Source organism: Couchioplanes azureus, from assembly GCF_014648355.1.
Lineage (GTDB): Bacteria > Actinomycetota > Actinomycetes > Mycobacteriales > Micromonosporaceae > Actinoplanes > Actinoplanes azureus.
This window is the reverse complement of the sequence record NZ_BMQY01000003.1, coordinates 697,362-720,555: the sequence shown is the minus strand read 5'-3', so window position 1 is coordinate 720,555 and position 23,194 is coordinate 697,362. Positions and strand designations below refer to the sequence as shown.

Sequence of the window (23,194 nt, the reverse complement as noted above, 5' to 3'; positions counted from 1 at the left end):
GGGACGATCCGCTCCGCCCGGGTCCGGCCCCGCTGATAGCCTTGGTAGATGAGTGGCAGTATCCGGCCGGGCTCGGCCCGGCTGTGTTGATCTTGTTGGGGCTCCTGCTCGTCATCGTCGTCACGGCGGTGACCGGCTACTTCGTCGCCCAGGAATTCGGCTATGTCGCGGTCGACCGCAAACGCCTGCGCCAGGAGGCGGAGAGCGGCGACAAATCCGCCGAGCGCGCCCTCGCCGTCACCGAACGCCTCTCGTTCGTGCTCTCCGGCGCCCAGCTCGGCATCACCGTCACCGCCCTGATCGTCGGGTACGTCGCCGAGCCGTTCCTCGGCGAGGGCCTGGCGGACCTGCTCGGGGTCGCCGGCGTACCGGCCGCGGTCAGCATGCCGGTGTCCGTCGTGCTGGCCCTGATCGTCGCGACCGTGGTGCAGATGGTCCTCGGCGAGCTCGCCCCGAAGAACCTCGCGATCGCCCGGGCCGAGCGGGTCGCCAAGGCGCTGGGCCGCTCCACGCTGATCTACCTGGCCGTCTTCGGCCCGGTCGTCAAGCTCTTCGACGCGGCCGCGGCCCGGCTGCTGCGCCGCGTCGGCATCGAGCCGATCGAGGAGCTGCCGGAGGGCGCCACCGAGGAGGACCTGGAGCAGATCATCGCGGAGTCGCGCGCCGAGGGCCACCTCGACCCGGAGCTCTCCGCCCTGCTCGACCGCGGCCTCGACTTCCGCCGCCGGACGGCCTCCGAGGTCATGGTCCCGCGGGTGGACGTGCACACCGTGCAGGCGTCCGACCCGGTCGCGCAGGTGGTCGCGCTGTTCGAGACGGGTCGCTCCCGCTTCCCGGTCCGCTCGGGTACGGGGGTGGACGAGATCGTCGGCGTCGTCGGCATCGCGGACCTGCTCGCCGTGCCGCCGGCCGCGCGAGCCACCGTACGGATCTCCGAGATCGCCGTGCCGCCGCTGTTCGTGCCGGCCTCGCTGCGCCTGCCGGTCGTGCTGGACCGGCTCCGCGCCGGGCACCGCCAGCTGGCGTGCGTCGCCGACGAGTACGGCGGCTTCGCCGGCATCATCACCCTCGAGGACATCGCCGAGGAGCTCGTGGGCCAGATCCGGGACGAGGACGACCTGCCCGAGCCCGCCCCGGCCCGCCAGACCGACGGCTCCTGGATCGTCCCGGCCCGCTGGCGCATCGACGAGGTGGCCGACGCGACCGGCGTCCCGTTGCCCGAGGGCGAGGACTACGACACGGTGTCCGGCCTGGTGATGGCCCATCTCGGCCGGGTGCCGGAGGTGGGCGACGAGGTGTCGCTGGAGTCCGGGGCGGAGCTGGCCGTGCTCTCCGTGGACCGCCACGTGCCGGAATCCGTACGCGTCGCCGCTTCCTCGCCGTCTTCCCTTTCGGCGTCGCCGGCCTCGCTCTCGCCGTCGCCGGTGCCGTCCTCTTCGCCGGATCCGGAGGCCGGGCGATGAGTCCCATGTGGGCCGGAATCGTCTCGGTGCTGTTGCTGGTCGGCAACGGCTTCTTCGTCGCGGCGGAGTTCGCCCTCGTGGCGAGCAAGCGCTACCGCCTCGAGCATGCCGCCGCCGACGGCAGCCGGGCCGCCCGCGCCGCGCTCGAGGGCAGCCGCGAGCTGTCCCTGATGCTGGCGGGCGCCCAACTCGGCATCACCCTGTGCTCGCTCGGCCTCGGCGCGCTCGCCGAACCGGCGATCGAGCACCTGCTCCACCCGCTACTGCACGCGGCGGGACTCCCGGACGTCCCCAGCGCGATCGTCGCCCTCCTGGTGGCGCTGGTCGTCGTCACGTTCCTGCACCTGGTGATCGGCGAGATGATGCCGAAATCCTGGGCGATCACCGACCCGGAACGCTCGGCAACCCTGCTGGCGCTGCCGTTCCGGGGCTTCGTCCGGCTGGCCCGGCCGGCCCTGGTCGGCCTCAACGGCCTGGCCAACGCGGCGCTGAAGCCGTTCGGCGTGCATGCGCAGGATCAGCTCGCCCAGGCGCACGGGCCGGAGGAGATGCACATCCTGCTGGAGCGGTCGCGGGCGGAGGGGCTGATCGGGGCGGAGCAGACCGAGCTGCTGACGAGCATGCTCAAGCTGCAGGAGATGACGGTGGGCGACCTGCTCATCCCGGACGACCAGCTGGTCACGGTGGCGGCGGGTTCGTCGGCCCGGGAGGTGGAGGAGGCTTCGCTGCGCAGCGGGCGCTCGCGGCTGGCGGTGGTGGCATCCGCTTCCGCCGCCGGTTCGTCGTCGGCTCCCGCTTCCCTTCCACCGGCCTCCCCGCCGGTCTCGCCGGCCTCCGGGCCCGATTCGCCGGACTCTTCGGTCGTTTCGCCCGACTCTCCCGCGGGGGCGGTCGTGGGGGTCGTTCATGTGCGGGAGGCGGTGCGGGCGACGACCGCCGGGGTGCCCGCGACCGCCGAGGACCTGATGGACCGCCCGTTCACCCTGGACTCCTCGGTGACGGTGACGGCCGCGGTGACCGAGATGCGCGCAGCCCGGGCCCAGCTGGCGATGGTCACCCGAGCCGGGGAAAGAGTGGGCTTCGTGGCGTTGGAAGATCTGCTGGAGCAGGTCATCGGCGAGTTCGACGACGAGACTGATCCCATACCGGTGGGTCGCCGGATGCGCTGAGCGGTTACATCCCGCCCGGCGCCGAGAGGGGTGCGGGGATGGTCTTCGAGAAGGTGCTGCGGGCGTTCGGCGTGGGAGGCCCGGCCGTCGACACCGTGCTCTCCAGCCCCGACACGTACCCGGGAAGCGAGCTCGTCGGGGCCGTCCGCCTCACCGGCGGCGACTACGACGTGAACGTGGCGACCGTCGCGGTGGGGCTGGTGACCCGGGTCGAGGCGGAGGACGGCGACGCCCTGGTCGAGTTCCACCGGGCCTGGGTGGCGGCGGGCTTCACGCTGGCGGCCGGGCAGCGGCAGGACCTGCCGTTCGCGATCACGCTGCCCTGGGAGACGCCGCTGACCCACGCGTACGGAAGGAAGCTCAGCGGAATGTCCCTGGGCCTGCGCACCGAGGTGACCCTGGAGGAAGCGGTCGACAACGGCGACGTGGACATCGTCGCCGTGCACCCCCTCCCGGCGCAGGAAGCGGTGCTGGAGGCGGTCGAGCGGCTGGGCTTCCAGTTCCGGCACGCCGACGTCGAACGCGGAGCGATCTACGGGGTGACCCAGGACCTGCCGTTCTACCAGGAGATCCAGTTCATCCCGCCCGTGGTCTACGCGCGGGAGATGGACGAGCTGGAGCTCACCTTCGTGGCGGACGCCGAGGGGGTCGAGGTGATCCTCGAGATGGAGAAGCACGGAGGATTCCTGCGCCGCCCCCGGGACAGGTACGCGCGACTGCGGGTCACGCACTCGGAGGCGGAGGAAGGAACCCGGGACTGGACGGCGGCGGTGGAAGAAGTCGTCCGGGAAGCGCTGGAAGAGAGCTCGTCGCCGGAGCTGCCGGATGCGGGCGGCCTGCACGCACCCTGAGCCGTAGCTCCCGCCGCTGCCTCTGCGTGAGGCGCGCCGTGCTGCTTTTCCCGCGCCGCTCTTCCCGCGCGTGGCGCGGGTGCCCTGCCTTGCTGTTCGCCGCGCGTGCCGCTCGTGCCGCGCGTGCCGTGCCGTGCTGCGTACCTGTGGCTGCGTCTGGCCGGTGACCGTGCGGTCTTCCGCATGCCTGTGCTTGCGCCGTGCCTTTGGCCGCACCGAGCCGCGCCACCCTGTGGCTGCGCGGCGGACCTTCTGGTGAGCCGGGTGTGGTTATCCCGCGCTGGCGGTTGCCAACTTGATGCCGAATCCGACGAACAACATTCCGACGCCGGTCGAGGCGGCAGCCGACAGCCGGCGCCGGCGTCGGAACTGCCCGGCCAGGAACTGCCCTCCGAAGATCAACCCGCTCAGGTACAGCACGCTGAAGAGCTGGAGGACCGCTCCGAGCACGAGGAACGACAGGGCCGGATACGCGTAACCCGGTTCGACGAACTGGATGAGGAACGAGACGATGAACAGGATCGCCTTGGGGTTGAGCAGGCTGACGACGAGCGCGCGCCGGAACGGCCGGCGCATCCCGACCGGCGTCCCCTGCTGCGGAGTGCGCCCCGCCGAGGCAACGGCGCTCGCGGGATCATCGCCCGCATCGGCCCGGCGAACGGCAAGGGCATCCGGCGAATCCCCGCTCGCCGTGCCGGTGGTCGGCGAGCCGGCCACCCCGCGCTCCCGACGCTTGCGCCAGGCACTCCGGATGATTCCCAATCCGACCCACGCCAGATAGGCCCCACCCGCATACTTGATGACCATGAAGATCGGCGGGTACGCCCGCAACAGCGAAGCCACTCCGGCGGCGGCCAGGACCATCAGCACCGTGTCACCGAGAAAGACCCCGAACGCGGCACGGTACCCCGCTCGTACCCCGCGCTGCGCGGCGACGGACAGCACGAAGATCGAGTTCGGTCCGGGCAGCAGAATGATCGCCACGGTGCCCAGCACGTAGGTCCAGAAGTCGGTGATCCCCAGCACGGCCTTATCCTCGGTTCGCCGAGCTCCGTCCGGCAGTCTCCGCAGGGACAAGAACATGTGGCCTTGCCCACCACCCCTCATCCGCCGAGCCGTCCGGGACCGACAAAGGACCCATCGACGGTATGCACCCCCCCCCCCGGCGCCCCCACCGTGCGCGAAACCTTGCCCAGTCGACTCCGTCGTGCGCTGAGGCCCGCCAGACGGCCTCCCCCCCGATTGCCGGGGCCGCCTGGCTGACCTCAGCCGCTTGCGCGAGTGCCCGGCCGACCTCACCTGCTCGTCGCGGGCGCTCAGCCCTGGTCGTCACGGGTGCCCGGCTCACTTCACCTCAGGTGGCGCCGACGCCCGGCTGACCTCATCCGAGCGATGCCCGCGCCCGACCGACTTCACCGGGCTACGCGGGTGCTCAGCTGGCCTCACCCAGTTGGCGCCCGACGCCGGGTGGAGCTCACCTGGTGGACATGGGTGCCTGGCTGGTCTCGCCGGTCGACGCCGACGCCGGGTGGACCTCACCCGGTGGATGTGGGTGCCTGGCTGGTCTCGCCGGTCGACGTGGACGTTCGGCCGATTCCACCCGGGCGGCATCGGCACCTGGCCGACCTCACCCCGTCGAAGTGGGCGTTGGCGACACCTCCTCCGGTCGAGGTGGGCGCCGGGGCAGCCTCGCCCGGTCGAGGTGGGCGCCGGGGAGGCCCTTGCCCGGTCGAGGTGGGCGCCGGGGAGGCCCTTGCCCGGTGGACGTGGGCGCCGGGGAGGCCCTTGCCCGGTGGACGTGGGCGCCGGGAAGACCCTTGCCCGGTGGACGTGGGCGTTGAAGACAACTCGTCGGGTCGACGTGGGCGCTGGGGAGACCCTCGCCCGTTCGACGTGGCGGGTCACCGGTCAACCGGCCGTCACTCGGGCGTGGAGGCGCTTCTTGGCTGCCGGCCATTCGTCGACCGTCATTGCGAACAGGACCGTGTCCCGCCAGGTGCCGTCCGGTCTCAGGCGGTGCCGCCGGATCAGTCCGTCGCGGCTTGCTCCGAGGCGGGCGATGGCTTGCTGGGAGCGTTCGTTGCGGATGTCGGTGTACCAGAACACGCGCTCGGCTCCGAGCACGTCGAACGCGCGCTCGAGCAGCAGCAGTTTGGCTTCCGTGTTCACGCCGGTGCGCCACCAGCGGCGGCCGAGCATGGTGTGGCCGATCGCCAGGGCTCCTCCCTTCTCGTCCACGTCGTGGTAGCTCGTCATGCCCATCACCTCGCCGGTGGCCGGATCGCATTGCGCCCACGTCACGCGCTTGCCCGACCACTGGTCGCGGGTGGCGAGCGCGACGTGTTCGGCCATCTCCTCGCGGGTGCCCGGCCTCGGCGTCGGGAGGAACTGCCAGACCTCGTCGTCCGCGAGCGCCGCCATCAGGCCGTCCACGTGTGACGGTGAGATCGGCTCCAGGGAGACGTGCGTTCCGCGCATCGGCACGGGTGTCGCCCATGGTGAGAGCGGCGCGCCAGGAAGGTAGGCCGGGATCGCCGACGTCACGCCCGCGTCCGGCTGTGGCAGGCCCGCGACTCGCTGCAACGGGATCACTCCCGCCCAGTGCGGCAGCGGTAGGTCTTCGGAGTCGTCGACCACTCCGCCTTGCCGTAGCCGTACGGAAACCTCTGTCAACGGCAGTGAGAGAACGACGGTGGTCGCCAGTTCCCGGGTCGTCGGTGGTCGGCTTTCGGCCGTCCGGCCCGCTCCCAGCTTCTCCACCAGGGCCGACATGGCGGCCTTCTTCTCGCTCTCGTCGCTGACCGGCCGGGCGACCCCGTGCGCCACCAGAGACCGGTAGTTGGCACTGTGGTGGAACTGCGAGCGCGCGTAGACCAGCCCGTCCAGCAAGGTCACCGAGACGCACACCCGCACGCCGTCGGCGCGTGCCGTCAGGCCCAGCCGGCCTCCCGTCGATGCGTGCAGGTAGAGCGTGTTGCCGACACGGACGTGCATGGTGGGCAGCACACGCGGCTCCCCGTCGACCACGAACGCCACCGCACAGTCGTATGCCTCGTCGAGGATCGCGTGTGCCGAGTCGTGCTCGTAGCGCATGCGGCCGCGGTTGCGAGTCGCGGTCGTGCGGGCGGTGAGCTGGTAGAGGTCGGTCACGGATCCTCCTTGCCAGGATTTATGTACTAGTACATAATCGGAGCTGTGCCAGAACAATACCAGGTGACCGGCTCGACCGCCGCAGCGATTTCCGGGAGCATCGAGGCCGGCGTTCTCCGGGGCGACTGGGTCTGGGGTGAGGCGTTGCCGCCGATCCGGATCCTTGCCGACGAGCTGCACGTCAGCCCCGCCACGGTGTCGAAGGCGTATGCCGACCTGCGCCAACGCGGCATCGTGGAGACCTCCGGACGGCGCGGCACGCGCATCCGGTCGCGTCCGCCGATCGGCGGTGCGCGTGCGGCTCTGCGGCTGCCCGTGCCCGCCGGCGCCCTGGACCTGTCGTCGGGAGATCCGGACGTCCGGCTGCTGCCCGCGCTCGGTCCGCACCTGCGCGCGGTGTCCGATGAGGTCGGCGCCCCCGGGGGTTATGCGGCCGCCGCCGCGATGCCCGAGCTCGTCGACGCGGCCGGTCCGCGTTTCGAGGCCGACGGCGTGCCGGTGGCGGGCGCGGCGATCACCGTCACCAACGGCACCCTCGACGCCATCGAACGCCTGCTCACGACCCATCTGCGCCCCGGTGACGCGGTGGCCGTGGAGGACCCCGGCTGGGCCAACCTGCTCGATCTGCTCGCCGCGCTCGGCCTGACGCCCGTGCCGGTCCCGATGGACGACGAAGGTCCGCTTCCCGACCGGTTGCTGGGCGCGGTCGCCGCCGGGGCGCGCGCGGTCGTCGTCACCACCCGGGCCCAGAACCCGACCGGCGCCGCGGTCACCGCCGAGCGTGCGGCCGCCCTGCGTGAGGTGTTGTCCTCCCGCCCCGAAGTGCTGCTCATCGAGGACGATCACGCCGCCGAGTTGTCCGGCGTGCCGTTGCACTGCCTGAGCGGTGCCACCGCCTCCTGGGCGTTCGTCCGGTCGGCGTCCAAGCCGTTCGGGCCCGATCTCCGGATCGCCGTGATGGCAGGCGACGAGGCGACCATCGCGCGGGTGGCCGGCCGCATGCGGATCGGCACCGGCTGGGTTTCCACGCTGCTGCAGCGTCTGCTGCTGCGGATCTGGCGCGACGAGGCCGTCGCTGCCCAGATCGCGGCGGCGGGCCGGAGCTACGACCGTCGCCGCGACGCATTGCGGCAGGCGCTGACCTCCCGGGGGGTCAAGGCCTACGGAGCCACCGGCATCAATCTCTGGGTACGCACGCCCGACGAGACCCGGCTGATCACCGCGCTGCGAGACGCCGGGTACGCGGTGGCGCCCGGGTCGCTGTTCCGCATGGACGCGCCTCCCGGCGTACGGATCACCGTCAGTCCGCTCGACGACGAGGCGATCGAGCCGCTCGCCGACGTCGTGGCGGCTGCCGCCCATCCGCCCGGCGTGAGCGTCGTGAGCCGATGATCGCGGCTCGTCCGGCGCCCACCTCGTTCAGGGGATACCGCCGGGCGTGGACGGCACGCGAACGCGTAGAACGGTGGAATGCCGAGGACGGCAGCGCCGATCGGGGCACAGCATTTCGTACCGCCGCGCGCGCACGAACTCGACGAGCTCAAGGCCGCCGCAGGCCACCGTGATGGGCTGCGAGCTCTACCAGAACGGCTCGCACGGTCGGTGTCCGAAGACGGCGTGGGCTTTAACAACACCGCTCGACCGATGACCGAGGAAGGGCCAGGACTTTCCGAACGCGGTAGTTCTGATCTCGCGGCGGGCTCCGGCGAGCACGAATCGGTTCGGGTCTAGCGCCGGGTTCCGCTGGACGATCTCTGATTCATGAGGGGACCGGTCACCCTGAAGACCGTCATCTCGCCTCGCGGCAACTGGTCTTTCGTGTATTCCGATCCCCAAGGTAGAAGGGTAATGGGAACATCCGTCGTGGAAGGGGACTTCCGCCCTCCTGAAAGTTCCTGACACGATCTCTGCGTGGTGCCCGTCCATCATTCGCGTCCGAAGTTCCCGAGTTCGCGGCGAGCGTCAGAGCCGTGTGAGGAAGACGAAGCAAGCAGGACACGTTCACCCGCCATGCTCGGCTTTGGCACCTTCGGCCCCGAACGGCGTGCCGGTGGCTTCGGCTTCACGTCCTCCGCACCCTCAGGGCCAGTTGCCAGCGCCAAGATGTCCTCGAGCGGCTTCTGGCAGTTGGCACAGAGCGGACCTACCCCTGTAGGGCCACCAACCGAGATCGTGACAGTCGTCAGGGTGCCGGCCTTGATGTCGCCGGATGCACGGTGAGCGTAGAGCCGTGGGCGGGGTAGAAGAGGTACATGGGATCGACTGAGAAGGCACCAGGAGCACAGGAGTTCGTCCCGTCCAACGCTCACAGCCTGGACGAGCTGAAGACGGCAGCGGTTGGCTGTCGCGGGTGCGAACTGTACGAGGATGCAACCCAAACGGTGTTCGGGCGAGGAGCCCCACACGCGAAGGTCGTTCTTCTGGGTGAACAACCCGGCGACGTCGAGGACAAGCAGGGACTCCCGTTCGTCGGTCCAGCCGGGCGACTACTGCGCGAGGCGGTCGACGATGCGGGGATCGATCCGGCCTCCGTGTACTTGTCCAATACTGTGAAGCACTTCCGCTTTGAGTTGCGAGGCAAGCGGCGCATCCACCAGAGCCCCGGCCCCGCGCACATCACGGCCTGTCGGCCCTGGCTGGTCGCGGAACTCGCGCTGTTGGAGCCGCAAGTTCTGGTGGCCCTCGGCGCTACCGCCGCCAAGGCATTGTTCGGTCCCTCGTTCCGGGTCACCCGGTCTCGCGGCCAGCTCATGCCATGGCCGGCATCAGCTCAGCACCCCGAAGACTTCCCGACCACGAAAACTCAAGCGCTTGCCACCATCCACCCCTCGGCCGTGCTGCGGGCCGACGATCGAGACAACGCGTATCAGAGCTTGGTGGAAGATCTCCGAGTCGTGGCGACGGTAGTTGCCTGAGGGGAGTCCCCTGACCTCGGTAAACCGCCATGACAACGTGAGAAGTATGCGGTCAAGCACCTCCGCTTCGAACTGCACGGCAAGCGGCGCATCCACCAGAGTCCGGGGCCCGCCCACATCACCGGGTGCCGTCCCTGGCTCGGCGCGGAATTCGCCCTGCTCAAGCCGGGGCTCGTGGTCGTGCTGGGCGCCGCGGCGGCCAAGGCCCTGCTCGGCCCGGCGTTCCGGGTCACCCGGTCGCGGGGCCAGCTCATGCCGTGGCCGGCGTCCGCGCAGCATCCCGAGGGCCTCCCGGTCGAGGAGATCCAGGCGCTCGCGACCATCCATCCCTCGGCCGTACTGCGGGCCGACGACCGGGGTGCCGCGTACCGGAGCCTCGTCGACGACCTCAAGGTGGCGGCGACGGCGCTGGCCTGAGGCTCGGCTGTGGTGCCGGACCCGGGTGGCCGGGAGCGGGCAGTGACCCATGTCTCGCAGGCGGCTTCCCGGGCGACGTCTCCGGTCCTTCCCGCGGCGCGAGTACGCTTCTCCCGTGCGGTTGACGGATTTCTGGCAGCGCCTCGAGCAGGCCTTCGGGCCCGCCTACGCGCGCAGTCTCGCCGCCGATCACGCCTTCGCGGACCTCGGTGGACGGACGATCGACGAGGCCATAGCGGGCGGTGTCGACACGGCTACGATCTGGCGCGCTGTGGTGGCCGCGTACTCCGATCGGGTGCCTGCGCGCCTGCACTGAGCACCTTTCGTACGTTTGTTCTGGCGTGTCGCTCGATCGTCGAACAAGTGTTCGGCTATTGTCCTCAGCGGCGTGGTCATCCACAGCTCAGGGCCGGGCGGTCGTTTTCTGTCAGACCCAACGTCTAGCGTGACCCGCGTGGTGAACAGAAGCTCATCGGCGAAGACGCCTGCGAAGTCGAGTACAGGGGTGGCGGACATGGTGGCAGGACCTGACCGGGACAAAGCTCTCGATCTGGCGTTGGCGCAGATCGACAAGCAGTTCGGCAAGGGCTCGGTGATGCGGCTGGGGGAGCGGCCGGTCGTGCAGACCGCCGTCATCCCGACCGGCTCCATCGCCCTCGATGTGGCGCTCGGCGTCGGCGGCCTGCCGCGCGGCCGCGTCATCGAGGTCTACGGACCCGAGTCCAGCGGTAAGACGACGGTGGCCCTGCACGCGGTGGCCAACGCCCAGCGGGCCGGCGGCATCGCGGCCTTCATCGACGCCGAGCACGCGCTCGACCCGGAATACGCCCGCGCCCTCGGCGTGGACACGGACGCCCTGCTCGTCTCGCAGCCCGACACCGGTGAGCAGGCGCTCGAGATCGCGGACATGCTGATCCGCTCCGGCGCGCTCGACATCATCGTCATCGACTCGGTGGCCGCCCTCGTGCCCCGCGCCGAGATCGAAGGCGAGATGGGTGACAGTCACGTGGGTCTCCAGGCCCGCCTGATGAGCCAGGCACTGCGGAAGATCACCGGTGTCCTCAACAACTCCGGCACGACCGCCATCTTCATCAACCAGCTCCGCGAGAAGATCGGCGTCATGTTCGGCTCCCCCGAGACGACGACGGGTGGCCGCGCACTGAAGTTCTACTCGTCGGTGCGCCTTGACGTGCGCCGCATCGAGAGCCTCAAGGACGGCACGGACGTGGTCGGCAACCGCACCCGCGTCAAGGTCGTCAAGAACAAGGTCGCGGCGCCGTTCAAGCAGGCCGAGTTCGACATCATGTACGGCAAGGGCATCTCCCGCGAGGGCTCGCTGATCGACGTGGGCGTCGAGCAGAGCATCATCCGCAAGTCCGGCGCGTGGTACACGTACGACGGTGACCAGCTCGGGCAGGGCAAGGAGAAGGCCCGCGAGTTCCTGAAGGAGAACCCGGACGTCGCCGCCGAGATCGAGAAGAAGATCCTCGAGAAGCTCGGCGTCGGCCAGACCGGTGGTGACGCCGCGGGCGGGCCGGAGCTTCCGCCGGTCGACTTCTGATCGATCGCCCGCAACCCGTCGCTTCCGGTGGGCGCGGCCTCCTGGCTCCGCCCGCCGGGTGGACTCGCATCTCCCGCCTGGTCTCCCGGCCGTTTCCTCGCTGGTCTCCCGGCCGTTTCCTCGCTGGCCTCCCGACCGCTCCCTCCGGCCGCTCCGGCCCGAGGGAGGGCGGGGCGCCCGCGGGGGCCGTGAGCTTGTGCGGGGAGCCGGGCGCCGGGAGCGGGCGCCGTCGGCCGCCTCTGCAGGGCGGCTGGGCTGGGCTGTGGCTGTCGGTCGGGCTTCGTGTTCCGGCCGGGTCGTGAGCTGCTTCACGAGCTGATCGGGCTCGCCCTGGCGTAAGCGCCGGGCATTCCGCGCGGAGCGTGGTACGGCGCGATGGCGTCATGTCCTCGGCGTGACTGATGAGACTTCACGTCCCGGCCGTCGATGTGCTGCTGGGGCAGGCCGGGAGGTCTCCTTTCAGCCGGGCGCGGTGTGTGCCTCATCGAGTGCGGGGCGCCGGGCTGCGACGATGACCGCAAGCGAGGGTAGGGGAGTGAGGAGGCGCCGAACGATGGCCGGACGACGTGGGGCGCGATCCGGGCGAGGCTGGGATGCGATCCCTCCCCGGTCCATGGGAGACGCGTCCGCCGACGGACCCGCCCACGGCTCCGTCGACGGCGTTGCTGACGGCTCCGTCGACGGCTCAAGCGTCGGATCCCGGGCGCCCGGCCGTACGGGCTCGGGCAGGGGGCGCGCGACCGCGGCGGATGGATCCGCGTGGGCGGCCAGGGGCGGACGTGGCCGTCGAGGTGCCGGTGTGGAGCAGCCGCCCGTACCACCGAAGTCGGAGTCCGAGCTGGCGCGCGAGATCTGCCTTCGGCAGCTCGCCGTCCGCCCGCGGACCCGCGCCGAACTCGCCAAGGTGCTGGCCCGGAAGGAGATCTCCGACGAGGTCATCGCCGAGGTTCTCGACCGCTACGACGAGGTCGGCATCATCGACGACGCCGCATTCGCGCGGGCGTGGGTGTCCAGCCGTCACCACGGTCGGGGGCTCGCCCGGCGGGCGCTGGCCAACGAGCTCCGGCAGCGTGGCGTCGACGCCGACGTGGCGAGCGAGGCGCTGGAGACCCTCGACGAGGACGAGGAGGCGGCGACTGCTCGCGCCCTGGTGGACCGGAAGCTCCGTGCCGCGACCGGAACGCCGGACCAGATCTTTCGTCGCCTGGTCGGCATGCTGGCCCGCAAGGGCTATCCCGCCGGTGTGGCCATCCGCGCCGTCAAGGACGCACTCGCGGCCCGGGACGCCGAGGCGGCGGAGTTCGCCGATCAGATAGACGCCGATGCCTTGGCCGATCAAGAGGGCGGCGCCCTGACATAGGCGCGCCTGCGTCGGCCGGTTGGCGCTCGACTGTGGGACGGTGAACGGCTCTGGCGACGGGTGCCGTTGCCGCCAGACGAGGCGCAGGCCCGGCCTTGGTGTGTGCCGGCGCGGCGGTGATGGAGTGCGCCCCGGTGACGGCCTCGTTTGCGCTGGCTGTGGGTGGTCGAGTGCGTTCGTTCCGTGTGAATTGTGGATCGGCGTTCTCGGGAGTGTCCGGCTTGACCGGTATTGCTCGCCGTGAATGGAAGTGATCCGGTGGTTGCCGGTAATCTTCGCGCCGGACTGACGCACGCCATCGTCCAATGAAGACCACATCAGTAGGAATTACGGGGAGGAACATGCGAACCAATCAGCTCGCGCGCCGTCGTGGCGTGCGTGCAGCGGTAAAGCTCGGCGTCGTCGTCGGTGCCGTGGGTGTCGCCGGTCTTGCGGGCGCCACCTCTGCTGCTGCAGCCACGGAGCTCAACGCCGCTCCCGTGGTGGCGCTCGCCGAGCCTGCCGCCGCGGCCGATGACGACACGACCACCTCCCAGGCCGCCGAGGCTCCCGCCGCCGAGGACCCGGAAACCCCGGGCGGCAGCGGGGCCGGCAACCCGGGCAACCCCGGTGGCGAAACCCCGGACACTCCGGGCGCCCCCGGTGAGGGCACAGGAACGGACACACCTGGCGGCGGCGACGGGCCGGACACCCCGGGCGACGGCACGGGTACTCCTGGCGGTGGCACGGGCACCCCGGGCGGTGGCACGGGCACCCCGGGCGGTGGCACGGGCACGCCCGGCGGTGGGACCGGCACTCCCGGCGGTGGCACGGACACGCCTGGCGGTGGCACGGGCACCCCGGGCGGTGGCACGGGCACGCCCGGCGGTGGGACCGGCACTCCTGGCGGTGGGACCGGCACTCCTGGCGGTGGGACCGGCACTCCTGGCGGTGGCACGGATACCCCCGGCGGCGGCGCCGGCACGCCTGGCGGTGGCACGGGCACTCCCGGCGGCGGCGCCGGCACGCCTGGCGGCGGCACGGGCACCCCGGGCGGTGGGACCGGCACTCCGGGCGGTGGCGGCGGCGAGACGCCTGGAGGCGGCGGCGGTGTCCCCACCAACCCGATCGATCCGGCCACTCCGTCGGACTCCGGTGAGGGCGCCGGATCCGGCAACGACGGCGGCTCGGGCAACGGCTCCGGTGGCGCCAGCGGTAACGGCACCGGTACTGGCGGTTTCCGCAACGCCAGCGCCAGTCAGGGCGGTTCCGGCGCCCTTGCGCTCACCGGTGGCAACATCGTCAGCATCGCGGGCGTCGGTGCCGCGATCGCCGCGGGTGGTGCCGGCCTCATCCTGGTGACGCGCCGTCGCCGCACCGCCGAGTCGGAGTGACGCGACGCGATACAAGGAGTGACGCGCCATAAGGAGTGACGCGGCGCCGCCGCCCCGAACCCAGGGGTGCTGCGGCGCCGCCCCTCCGAGGCCAACGGGCCTCACCCACCCAGCCGCCGGCTGTGCTGCCGGCCGTACGGTGGGATGGTCGTCCGGCGATGGACCCGCGACCCGCCTGGGCTGCGGGTCCATTCCTTTCCGCGAATCTTCGCCGGCGTCTGGGGCCCCGACCGGACTGGTAACCTGCATCGTCGTGACAGACGACTCCCACGGCGCTCGGCGCGACGACGCCACCCTTCCCGGGGACGCCGGCGCGACGCCCGCGACCACGCCTCCCGGGGCAGTCGTCGACCGATCCGAGACGACGGTGCCGCTGCAGCCCGGCGCCGCCGAACAACCGGGTCCGCAGGTACCTCCCAGCGCGGGCAACACCACGCCGGCAGCAGCCCCGCCGCCGAGCGCAGCCCCGCCGCCGAGCGCAGCCCCGACAGTCGGTCCGAGTAGCGCTTCCGCCCATCCCGGCATTGCTCCTCAAAGCCCGCCCTACGGACCTTTCCCTCGCGAGGCATACCCCACCTCCGGCGCCGGTCCGACGTCGTCGCCGCCGGGGTGGTCGGCTTCGGGCCCTGTCGCGACTCCTACCTCTGGCGCCGGTCCGACGTCGTCGCCGCCCGGGTGGTCCGCTCCCGGTCCTGCCGGAACTCCCATCCCGCCGGGGTGGTCCGCTTCCGGCCATACCGCCATGCCCACCTCCGGCGCCGGGGTCGACCGGTACGGCCTCGACGTCGCCGGCCCGGGATACTTCGGCGCCGAGTCCGCTGCTCAAGCTCCCCTCGCGCAGGGTGCGGCAGGTCCTCCGGGAGCAGCAAGCCCGGCCCAGGACCGCTTCGGCTTCGAGGCCGGCCCCGGCTACGGCAGCGGCCCCCGCATCGTGCCCACCCCCAAACCGCCCCGGAGCCGCTTCGTCGTCCCGGCCCTCGCCGGCCTCGTCGCGGGCCTGCTGATCTTCGGTACGGGCGGCTGGTTCGTCGGACGCAGCACCGCACCCGAGCCTCGGCCCACCGGGAGCACGGCCGCCGCCCCCGACCCGGCCCCCAGCGCCCCGGGGATCTACGAGCAGAACCAGGTGGCGATCAACCAGCCGCGGTTCGCCGGTTCGCTGGCCACGGTCGCGCAGGGCTGGCTACCGCACCTGTCCGGTTGTTCCCGCAGCGGCGAGGACAAGGGTCCGGTCTTGAACCGGGGTGAGAAGGCGCGCGTCCGCTGCGAGATGGACGCGATGAGTGTGATCTTCGTCGAGTACGCCACGACCGCCGACCGGGACAAGGCCCGGGTGACGACGCTCGGGCAGAACGTCGACGCCCGCACGCTCACCCCCGGCGTCGGCCCGGTCGTCGAGCGGGCCACCCCGTCGGGGCGGACCAAGGGCAACTACGTCGAGTACGCCTACAGGGTCTCGGGTCGCACCGTGGCCGGGATCTGGTGGGACGACGCGTCCACTCCCGTGGCGGCGTACCTGCTGGCGTTCTGGAAGGAAGGTGCGCGCGAGAAGTGGGAGCCGATGCGCGACATCTGGGCCCGCTACGCCTGAACCACCGGACGGCCCAGTGGTAGTCGGCCGACTACCGTGGTGCACGCCACCGTGCGTGACCTGGGCGGGTGTGGGTCTGTGCCGTACGTCCCGTCCGCGGCCGAATCATGAGTCCTTGACCGAACCGGCCCCCGCGACCTAGCCTCGCGTTACACAGGTTTGCACGACCATCGCAGGCTAAGCGCACAACATAGATCGCATTACTTTTCGGCATCACTTCCGGTCTTGGGGTGGGGCGCCCGGCGAACCCATCGCCGTCAGCGCACCACTTCGGCGGTCCCGGCGAACCCATCGTCGGGAGGCGTACCTCCGCCGGACAGGGACGCCCGGCGACGCTCTCGCCGCGGCGGACCGCTTGCCGGGATGAGCTCGGCGACGCCATCGCCGTGCCGGACATCCCGGGAAAGCGGTCGCTCGGCGGCACCTCGCCGCGGCGGACCGCACCCCTTGGCGGACGGCTCGTCGGCGGCCATCACCGTCGTCGGCGTGCCTCACCACGACCGGCGGTGAGCTTTTGGCTACGTGGCGGACCGGAAACGCGGCGAGATCTTCGCCACGACCGGAACGCCGGCGACAACATCGGCACAGGCCGGCAGGACGGACCATCGGCACCAACCGAGGGTTCGGAACGCCGGCGAACGGTTGGCCCACGCGGACCGGCGAGGTCCCCGGACGGCGCGGCGAGCCGGACACCCGGCGACGGCACCGCCCGGACGCCGCACCACCGGCGATCCCCGCCGCCCGCGAACCCGCAGAACGCTCGCGAGCGCAAGCCCACGAGCGGCCCGCAGACCCGCAAGCCCCGCGAGCGACCCCGCAGGCCAACGGCCCGCCCACGGCCCACGTCCCGCAGGCCATTGGCCCACCGGCCGTGGCCCGCAGGCCATTGGCCCGCGGCCAACGGGCCACGGCCCGTAGGCCACGGCCCCTGGCTCGTGAACGGCTCGCACGGCGGATCCGCGAGCTGTCCGCGGTGGCTGACCAGCAGCACGGCAGCGGCCGCACGCATCGCCGACGGCCGCGGAGCCACCGCCCGAACACAAGCGGGCAGCCGATGAAGTCACCGGGAGCCGGAAGCCAGGCAGCCGGAAGCCAGGCAGCGAAGCCAGGCAGCCGGAAGCCAGGCAGCGAAGCCAGGCAGCCGGAAGCCAGGCAGTAGCCGGGAGCCGGGAAGCCGGGCAGCCGGGAGCGGGAAGCGACGGGCGTCCCGCCCGGGGTCCAGCGCCCCCGGGACCCGCCGGCCCGTCCACCGAAGCCCCTTGCGATCACAGCCTCCGGGCGGGCATCCCTGACGCACCAACCCGCGGACCCACCCCGCAAAATAGCGACCTGCCCCCAGCAGGAAGCAGCACAGCAACGAACCCGCAGACCCCCTGCGGCGCCGAAGGGAGACTCGACGAGATGACGGCCCTGGTGTGGGTGCTCACGGTGGCGGTCATCATCCTCGCCTCCGCGGTCGTAGCCGGCCTCGTCTTCGGCGCCCGCTCCCTGCGCCGCCTCCAGGAGAGCCGCTCCGCCGACCAGGAGAACCGCGAACGCACCCTCCAGCGCGCCAAGGCCAAGGTCGACGACGCGAACGCGAAGGCGGCGTCCGTACGCGCGGAAGTCGCCGCCGCCAAGGCCGAGGCGACCGCCGCCCGGGCCGAGGCCCGGCGGGTGCTCGAGTCCGCGCACGAGGAAGCCGACACGATTCTCGAGCACGCGCACCGCCAGGCCGAGTCCGATGCCGAGCAGGTCCGCGCGGCCGCCCGGCGCAGCGGCGAGCGCGAGGTGGCGCTGCTCAACACCACGGCCAAGGAGCACGCCGCCGAGGTCGAGCGGCGGGCCGCCCGGATCGACGAGCGCGAGCGCCTGCACGCGGAGGAGGTCGAGCGGCTGGTCGAGCGGGAGCGACGCCTCGCCGCGATGGACTCCGACCTGACCGCCCGGGAGGCCGCTCTCGGCGAGCGGGAGGCCGCGATCGCGGACGCCGAGGAGCAGCGCCGCCGCGAGCTGGAGCGGATCGCGAACCTGACCGCCGAGCAGGCCCGGGCCGAACTGATCGAGACCATCGAGGGCCAGGCCAAGCGGGAGGCGGCGATCCTGGTCCGCGACATCGAGACGGATGCCAAGCGCACCGCCGACACCCGCGCCCGGCACATCGTCGTGGACGCGATCCAGCGCATCGCCAGCGAGCAGACCGCGGAGAGCGTGGTCAGCGTGCTGCACCTGCCGAGCGACGAGATGAAGGGCCGCATCATCGGCCGCGAGGGCCGCAACATCCGGGCGTTCGAGTCGACCACCGGCGTCAACCTGATCATCGACGACACCCCCGAGGCGGTCCTGCTCTCCTGCTTCGACCCGGTACGCCGCGAGGTCGGCCGCCTGACGCTGGAGAAGCTGGTGCTCGACGGCCGCATCCACCCGCACCGCATCGAGGAGGTCTTCGAGAGCGCGAAGAACGAGGTGGACCGCCTCTGCGAGCGCGCCGCCGAGGAGGCCCTCGTGGACGTCGGCATCACCGACATCCATCCCGAGCTGGCGACGCTGCTGGGCCGGCTGCGCTACCGCACCAGCTACGGGCAGAACGTGCTCAAGCACCTGGTGGAGACCGCGCACATCGCCGGCATCATGGCCGCCGAGCTGGGCCTGGACGTCCCGACGATGAAGCGGTCCGCCTTCCTGCACGACATCGGCAAGGCGCTCACCCACGAGGTCGAGGGCAGCCACGCGCTGATCGGCGCGGACCTGGCCCGCAAGTACGGCGAGTCGGAGGATGTCGTCCACGCGATCGAGGCCCACCACAACGAGGTGCCGCCGCAGACCGTCGAGGCGGTGCTCACCCAGGCCGCGGACGCCTGCTCCGGCGGTCGCCCGGGCGCGCGCCGGGAGAGCCTGGAGGCCTACGTCAAGCGCCTGGAGCGCATCGAGGAGATCGCCGGCGGCAAGACGGGCGTCGACAAGGTCTTCGCCATGCAGGCGGGCCGCGAGATCCGCGTGATGGTCCGCCCGGAGGACGTGGACGACATCGCCGCCGCGGTGCTGGCCCGGGACGTCGCCAAGCAGATCGAGGAGGAGTTGACCTACCCCGGCCAGATCCGGGTCACGGTTGTCCGCGAGTCGCGCGTCACGGAGTTGGCCCGCTGAGGACCAAGGTCCTTCCCCCACCCGGCGACGTGCGTGAGTGGCTGAGCTCGACCCACCGGCCCGCGTTCGGCGGCGGAGGTGGGCCGAGCTCGTTCGGATCAGCCCTGCGACAGGCCCGCGCCGGCGCCGCCGGCGGCCACGGCGGTGTCGGCCGCGTCGTTGTCGGCGGCGGCGACCCGCGGCGCCTTGCCGGTGCGCCGGGTCCGGCGCTCCAGCAGGCCCGCGAAGAACGTCAGCGACGCGTTCAGCAGGACGTAGATCACCGCGGCGACGATGGCCGCGGCCACGATGTTGCCGAAGTTGGCACCGAGCGTGTTGACGCCGTTCTGCAGCAGCTCGGTGTAGCCGATGATGTAGCCGAGTGCCGTGTCCTTCACCAGGACCACGAGCTGGCTGACGATCACCGGCAGCATCGCGCGTGCCGCCTGCGGGACCAGGATCTCCGTCATCACCTGGTACTTGCGCATGCCGATCGCGTACCCGGCCTCGCTCTGGCCGCGCGGCACGGCGTGGATGCCGGCGCGGAACGCCTCGGCCAGCACCGAGCCGTTGTAGAGGGTGAGACCCGCCACGACCGCCCAGAACGGCGGCATCGGCTCCTCGGTGAGGAACGGGATGCCGTAGAAGATGAAGAAGATCATGAGCAGCAGCGGTACGGCGCGGAAGAACTCCACCACGGCACCGGCCGGGATCCGCAGCCACCAGTGCTCCGACAGCCGCCCCACGGAGAAGATCAGGCCGAAGAGGAGCGACAGCACCATGGCGACCGCGGCGGCGCTGATCGTCGACCACAGTCCCGGCAGGATGTAGTCGGTCCAGGTGGAGGACTCGAGGAAGGGGCGCCACAGCGCGCCCTCCCACTGGTTCTTCTCGTCGAACTTGCGGTAGATCCACCACAGCAGCGCCACGAGGGCGATCCCGAAGACGACGGTGAGCACCGCGTTGCGGGTCTTCGCCCGCGGACCCGGGTGGTCGTAGAGGACAGCGTCGGTGTTGCTGCTCACCGCTTCACCGCCAGTCGGTTGGCCAGCCAGCCGAAGAGGTAGCCGGTGGGGATCAGGACAGCGGCGAAGGTGCCGGCGAAGACGAGGAAGATCGGGATGACCGCGTCGCCGTTCGCGTTGATCAGGTCCTTCATCGCGCTCGAGGACTCCATGAGGCCGATCGTGCCGACGATCGTGGAGTTCTTCGCCAGCGCGATGAAGATGCTGCCCAGCGGCGCGATCACCGCGCGGCCGGCCTGCGGAAGGATGATCACCGTCAGCGTCTGGAAGAACGACATGCCGATGGCGCGGGCGGCCTCGGCCTGCCCGGCCGGCACCGTGTTGATGCCGGAGCGGATCGCCTCGCACACGAACGCCGCGGTGTAGACGGAGAGCCCGACGACACCGAGCCAGTAGTTGTTGAGGTCGATGTCGTCGTCGGACAGGGCCAGCCCGAGCGCGGAGTACAGGCCGAAGTAGCAGAAGAAGATGATCAGTGTCAGCGGCGTGTTCCGGAAGATGTTGACCCACGCGGTGCCGAAGCCGCGCAGCACCGGGATCGGCGAGACGCGCATGGCGGCCAGCACGACGCCGAGCACCACGGAGCCGACCGTCGCCGCCGCGGTGAGCTTCAGGATCCAGAGGAACCCGGTGACGTACGTGTCGATGTTGGTGGGATCGGAGAAGACGTCCATCACCCTCGCTTCCTCGCGACGCCGAACGAACAGGACAGGCGCCGAGCGACGCCGAAGGAACAGCACGGGCGCCGGACAGCGACGCCGGGAACAGCAGGCTCCGCCGGGAGGCGGCGCCGGAGAAACGATCAGGCGCCGGGGAGGGCGCCGGGTGGAGCGAGGCCGAGCGGCCCGGAACGGCGGGCGGGGCCGGCAGTCACACCGGCCCCGCCCGCGTCGCGGTCGCTCAGCTGCAGTTGGTCAGCTTGGTGACGTCCAGCGTGGGCGCGGCCTGGCCGCTCTTGCCGAGCGTGGTGTCCCACGCGGCCTTGTACGAGCCGTCGGACGCCGCGGTCTTCAGGATCTCGTTGATCTTCTCGCAGCCCTCTTTGTCGGTCTTCTTCAGGCCGATGCCGTACGGCTCGTCGCTGAACTTCTTGCCGACCACCTTGAACTTGCCGACGTACTGCTCCTGGGCGGCGTACCCGGCGAGGATGATGTCGTCGGTGGTGACCGCGTCCACGGAGCCGTCGGAGAGCGCCTGCACGCACTTCGAGTACGAGTCGAACTGCTGGAGCTTGGCGTCCTTGTACTCGGTCTGGATCCGCTTGGCCGGCGTCGAGCCGGAGACGGAGCAGACCTTCTTCCCGGCCAGCCCCTCCGGGCCGGTGATCGTCGACGCGGTGGGCACGAGGAGGTCCTGACCGGCCACGTAGTACGGCCCGCCGAAGTTGACGGCCTTCTTGCGATCGTCGGTGATGGTGTAGGTCGCCACGACGATGTCGACCTGGCCCTGCTGGATGAACGGCTCGCGGTTCGACGAGACGGTGGTCTTGTATTCGATGCCGGTCTCCGGGACGCCGAGACCCTTGGCGATGATCTTCGCGATCTCGATGTCGAAGCCGGTGTAGGTGCCACCGGTCTGCAGGCCGAGACCGGGCTGGTCCGCCTTGACGCCGACGACGAGCTTCTTGTCGCTGCTCGCCTTGCCCACGATGCCGCTGGCCTTACCCGAACCGCTGTCGTCGCCTCCGCCGCACGCTGCCGCGGCCATGGCCAGGGCGAAGGCCCCGGCCGCAGCCGTCAATCGGGTGATGCGCATCGTCACGTTCCTCCTACTGGGAGCAAAATGGAGTCCGCATTGGACGTATCAGTGAGTCAGGATCTTAGAGAGGAAGTCCTTGGCGCGGTCACTCTTCGGGTTCTCGAAGAAGTCGGCCGGGGTGGACTGCTCGACGAGCTGACCGTCGGCCATGAAGACGACCCGGTCGGCGGCATGCCGGGCGAAGCCCATCTCGTGGGTGACCACCACCATGGTCATGCCCTCCTTGGCGAGCGACGTCATGACGTCGAGGACCTCGCCGACCATCTCGGGGTCGAGGGCGCTCGTCGGCTCGTCGAAGAGGAGGGCCTTCGGCTGCATGGCCAGGGCTCGGGCGATCGCGACTCGCTGCTGCTGCCCGCCCGAGAGCTGAGCCGGGTACTTCTCCGCCTGACTCGCGATGCCGACCCGGTCCAGCAGCTTCATCGCGCGCTCGCGGACGGCGGCGGAGTTCTCCTTGCGGACCTTGACCGGACCCAGCATGACGTTCTGCAGGATCGTCTTGTGCGCGAAGAGGTTGAAGGACTGGAAGACCATGCCGACCTCGCTGCGCAGGCGCGCGAGGGCCTTGCCCTCGGCGGGCAGCTCCCGGCCGTCGAATGTGATCGTTCCGGAGTTGATCGGCTCGAGGCGGTTGATCGCGCGGCACAGCGTCGACTTGCCCGACCCGGACGGTCCGATCACGACGACCACCTCACCGCGATCCACGGAGAGGCTGACATCCTGCAGGACGTGCAACGGGCCGAAGTACTTGTTGACGTGCTCGAGGACGATGAGAGGCTCACTCGTCGTCACCGTCTGACCACCGTCCCGTCGTTGGGTTCACTCGGATGGGGCCACTCTAGAAGGGCGGGGGTATCGGATGGCGCCGAGAATGGTCACGGAGCAGTAACACCGGGGGCATATGTGGCGAAAGGACGTCCACGATGAGCGGTATGGCAGATGCCGATCCGACAGCTGGCCTCTGGAACTGGTGCGCTCGGGGAGCTCTGGACGCCAGACTTATCCGACTTGCCGTAGCAGGGGCCCTGCAGCGACCGGTGGCGACCCTGGACGCCCCGGCCGACGGCGCGGTGTTGTGTGACGTCTGGCACGTGGGCGGCGACTTCTCGACGATGATCGATTGCTACCTCGTGCCCGGCGAGCTTCCCGAGGCGACGATCGCCAGTGCCGTCGCGGTCCGGCTCGGCGCCGACGTCCTGCTCCCGGACGACACCCTCAACCCCACCCGCTACGTGCTGGCCGAGCCGGACGGGACGCTGCGGGCCGTGCACGTGGACGAGACGGAGACCGACGACGGTACGGAGCGCCGCCACCTGCGCCCCTGCACCGGCGCCGACCCGGCGTGCGCGGTCGGCCCCGGATGCTCCGGATCGGTGTGGAAGCCGCGCCCGTCGCCGGAACGCCCCGCCGCCGCGTAAGCACAGGCCCCCGCCCCGAGGCACGCCGAGCGCGAACA

The 23,194-nt window shown here is 71.0% G+C and carries 18 protein-coding genes and 1 pseudogene; 13 read left to right on the top strand and 6 right to left on the bottom strand.

The window, feature by feature from the left end; translation table 11 throughout:
* Positions 1 to 83: 83 nt before the first annotated feature.
* From IEY99_RS14495 to IEY99_RS14485, 3 genes are read left to right on the top strand one after another with little or no spacing between them, the layout of a single operon-like run.
* Positions 84 to 1,463: a hemolysin family protein gene (locus tag IEY99_RS14495; RefSeq protein WP_189203310.1), complete on the top strand. Its 1,380-nt coding sequence runs from the start codon at positions 84 to 86 to the stop codon at positions 1,461 to 1,463.
* Complete coding sequence (locus tag IEY99_RS14490) at positions 1,460 to 2,632, top strand: hemolysin family protein (RefSeq protein WP_189203308.1); 1,173 nt, start codon at positions 1,460 to 1,462, stop codon at positions 2,630 to 2,632. The genes IEY99_RS14495 and IEY99_RS14490 overlap by 4 nt, the downstream gene beginning before the upstream one ends.
* A gap of 38 nt (positions 2,633 to 2,670) precedes the next feature.
* Positions 2,671 to 3,483: a sporulation protein gene (locus tag IEY99_RS14485; protein WP_189203306.1), complete on the top strand. Its 813-nt coding sequence runs from the start codon at positions 2,671 to 2,673 to the stop codon at positions 3,481 to 3,483.
* A 270-nt stretch (positions 3,484 to 3,753) separates the two neighbouring features.
* Here the strand turns inward: IEY99_RS14485 and leuE are convergent, their stop codons facing one another.
* Together leuE and IEY99_RS14475 are read right to left on the bottom strand one after the other, a co-directional pair.
* A complete protein-coding gene (gene leuE / locus IEY99_RS14480; RefSeq protein WP_189203304.1) occupies positions 3,754 to 4,566 on the bottom strand; it encodes a leucine efflux protein LeuE in 813 nt (270 codons plus the stop codon).
* Between the two features lie 825 nt (positions 4,567 to 5,391).
* Positions 5,392 to 6,576, bottom strand: coding sequence for a bifunctional pyridoxamine 5'-phosphate oxidase family protein/GNAT family N-acetyltransferase (locus tag IEY99_RS14475; RefSeq protein WP_189203636.1), 1,185 nt, complete (start codon positions 6,574 to 6,576; stop codon positions 5,392 to 5,394).
* Between the two features lie 102 nt (positions 6,577 to 6,678).
* On the opposite strand from IEY99_RS14475, the gene IEY99_RS14470 reads away from it, so the two are divergent.
* The 9 genes and pseudogenes from IEY99_RS14470 to rny all read left to right on the top strand — a co-directional run bounded on the left by IEY99_RS14470 (position 6,679) and on the right by rny (position 18,976).
* Entirely contained in the window at positions 6,679 to 8,025 is a 1,347-nt protein-coding gene (locus IEY99_RS14470; RefSeq protein WP_189203302.1) for an aminotransferase class I/II-fold pyridoxal phosphate-dependent enzyme, read from the top strand.
* An 860-nt stretch (positions 8,026 to 8,885) separates the two neighbouring features.
* On the top strand, positions 8,886 to 9,548 hold the full coding sequence (locus IEY99_RS14465; RefSeq protein WP_189203300.1) for a UdgX family uracil-DNA binding protein: 663 nt from the start codon (positions 8,886 to 8,888) through the stop codon (positions 9,546 to 9,548).
* Positions 9,549 to 9,596: 48 nt separating this feature from the next.
* Positions 9,597 to 9,965, top strand: a pseudogene (locus IEY99_RS14460) (uracil-DNA glycosylase family protein); the annotation flags it as partial.
* Between the two features lie 115 nt (positions 9,966 to 10,080).
* Positions 10,081 to 10,281, top strand: a complete 201-nt coding sequence (locus IEY99_RS14455) for a DUF3046 domain-containing protein (protein ID WP_189203298.1) — start codon at positions 10,081 to 10,083, stop codon at positions 10,279 to 10,281.
* A gap of 198 nt (positions 10,282 to 10,479) precedes the next feature.
* Positions 10,480 to 11,526: a recombinase RecA gene (gene recA, locus IEY99_RS14450; RefSeq protein ID WP_189203296.1), complete on the top strand. Its 1,047-nt coding sequence runs from the start codon at positions 10,480 to 10,482 to the stop codon at positions 11,524 to 11,526.
* 553 nt (positions 11,527 to 12,079) lie between these two features.
* Complete coding sequence (locus IEY99_RS14445) at positions 12,080 to 12,886, top strand: regulatory protein RecX (protein ID WP_189203294.1); 807 nt, start codon at positions 12,080 to 12,082, stop codon at positions 12,884 to 12,886.
* A gap of 374 nt (positions 12,887 to 13,260) precedes the next feature.
* Positions 13,261 to 14,259 (top strand): hypothetical protein, encoded by a 999-nt coding sequence (locus IEY99_RS14440; protein WP_189203649.1) that lies wholly within the window; start codon positions 13,261 to 13,263, stop codon positions 14,257 to 14,259.
* Positions 14,260 to 15,001: 742 nt separating this feature from the next.
* Positions 15,002 to 15,850 carry a hypothetical protein gene (locus tag IEY99_RS14435; RefSeq protein WP_189203292.1) on the top strand — a complete coding sequence of 283 codons (849 nt, stop codon included), beginning with the start codon at positions 15,002 to 15,004 and terminating at the stop codon, positions 15,848 to 15,850.
* A 1,401-nt stretch (positions 15,851 to 17,251) separates the two neighbouring features.
* Positions 17,252 to 18,976 carry a ribonuclease Y gene (gene rny, locus IEY99_RS14430; RefSeq protein WP_189203290.1) on the top strand — a complete coding sequence of 575 codons (1,725 nt, stop codon included), beginning with the start codon at positions 17,252 to 17,254 and terminating at the stop codon, positions 18,974 to 18,976.
* Positions 18,977 to 19,074: 98 nt separating this feature from the next.
* On the opposite strand, the gene IEY99_RS14425 is transcribed toward rny, so the two are convergent.
* The 4 genes from IEY99_RS14425 to IEY99_RS14410 all read right to left on the bottom strand — a co-directional run bounded on the left by IEY99_RS14425 (position 19,075) and on the right by IEY99_RS14410 (position 22,530).
* Positions 19,075 to 19,980, bottom strand: coding sequence for an amino acid ABC transporter permease (locus tag IEY99_RS14425; protein ID WP_189203289.1), 906 nt, complete (start codon positions 19,978 to 19,980; stop codon positions 19,075 to 19,077).
* A complete protein-coding gene (locus IEY99_RS14420; protein ID WP_189203634.1) occupies positions 19,977 to 20,654 on the bottom strand; it encodes an amino acid ABC transporter permease in 678 nt (225 codons plus the stop codon). Before IEY99_RS14420 ends, IEY99_RS14425 begins: the two co-directional genes overlap by 4 nt.
* A 226-nt stretch (positions 20,655 to 20,880) precedes the next feature.
* Positions 20,881 to 21,735, bottom strand: coding sequence for a glutamate ABC transporter substrate-binding protein (locus tag IEY99_RS14415; RefSeq protein ID WP_189203287.1), 855 nt, complete (start codon positions 21,733 to 21,735; stop codon positions 20,881 to 20,883).
* A 48-nt stretch (positions 21,736 to 21,783) separates the two neighbouring features.
* The gene (locus tag IEY99_RS14410) at positions 21,784 to 22,530 is read right to left on the bottom strand and encodes an amino acid ABC transporter ATP-binding protein (RefSeq protein WP_189203285.1); all 747 of its coding nucleotides are present in this window, start codon (positions 22,528 to 22,530) and stop codon (positions 21,784 to 21,786) included.
* Positions 22,531 to 22,775: 245 nt separating this feature from the next.
* On the opposite strand from IEY99_RS14410, the gene IEY99_RS14405 reads away from it, so the two are divergent.
* Complete coding sequence (locus IEY99_RS14405) at positions 22,776 to 23,156, top strand: hypothetical protein (protein ID WP_229798655.1); 381 nt, start codon at positions 22,776 to 22,778, stop codon at positions 23,154 to 23,156.
* Positions 23,157 to 23,194: the final 38 nt, after the last annotated feature.

Excerpts from the sequence above, each read along its gene's own strand:
- rny (WP_189203290.1), top strand. The coding sequence starts at position 17,252 with ATGACGGCCCTGGTGTGGGTGCTCACGGTGGCGGTCATCATCCTCGCC.
- IEY99_RS14435 (WP_189203292.1), top strand. The coding sequence starts at position 15,002 with ATGCCCACCTCCGGCGCCGGGGTCGACCGGTACGGCCTCGACGTCGCC.
- IEY99_RS14415 (WP_189203287.1), bottom strand. The coding sequence starts at position 21,735 with ATGCGCATCACCCGATTGACGGCTGCGGCCGGGGCCTTCGCCCTGGCC.
- IEY99_RS14490 (WP_189203308.1), top strand. The coding sequence starts at position 1,460 with ATGAGTCCCATGTGGGCCGGAATCGTCTCGGTGCTGTTGCTGGTCGGC.
- IEY99_RS14445 (WP_189203294.1), top strand. The coding sequence starts at position 12,080 with ATGGCCGGACGACGTGGGGCGCGATCCGGGCGAGGCTGGGATGCGATC.
- leuE (WP_189203304.1), bottom strand. The coding sequence starts at position 4,566 with ATGTTCTTGTCCCTGCGGAGACTGCCGGACGGAGCTCGGCGAACCGAG.
- recA (WP_189203296.1), top strand. The coding sequence starts at position 10,480 with ATGGTGGCAGGACCTGACCGGGACAAAGCTCTCGATCTGGCGTTGGCG.
- IEY99_RS14485 (WP_189203306.1), top strand. The coding sequence starts at position 2,671 with ATGGTCTTCGAGAAGGTGCTGCGGGCGTTCGGCGTGGGAGGCCCGGCC.
- IEY99_RS14465 (WP_189203300.1), top strand. The coding sequence starts at position 8,886 with ATGGGATCGACTGAGAAGGCACCAGGAGCACAGGAGTTCGTCCCGTCC.
- IEY99_RS14475 (WP_189203636.1), bottom strand. The coding sequence starts at position 6,576 with ATGCGCTACGAGCACGACTCGGCACACGCGATCCTCGACGAGGCATAC.
- IEY99_RS14420 (WP_189203634.1), bottom strand. The coding sequence starts at position 20,654 with ATGGACGTCTTCTCCGATCCCACCAACATCGACACGTACGTCACCGGG.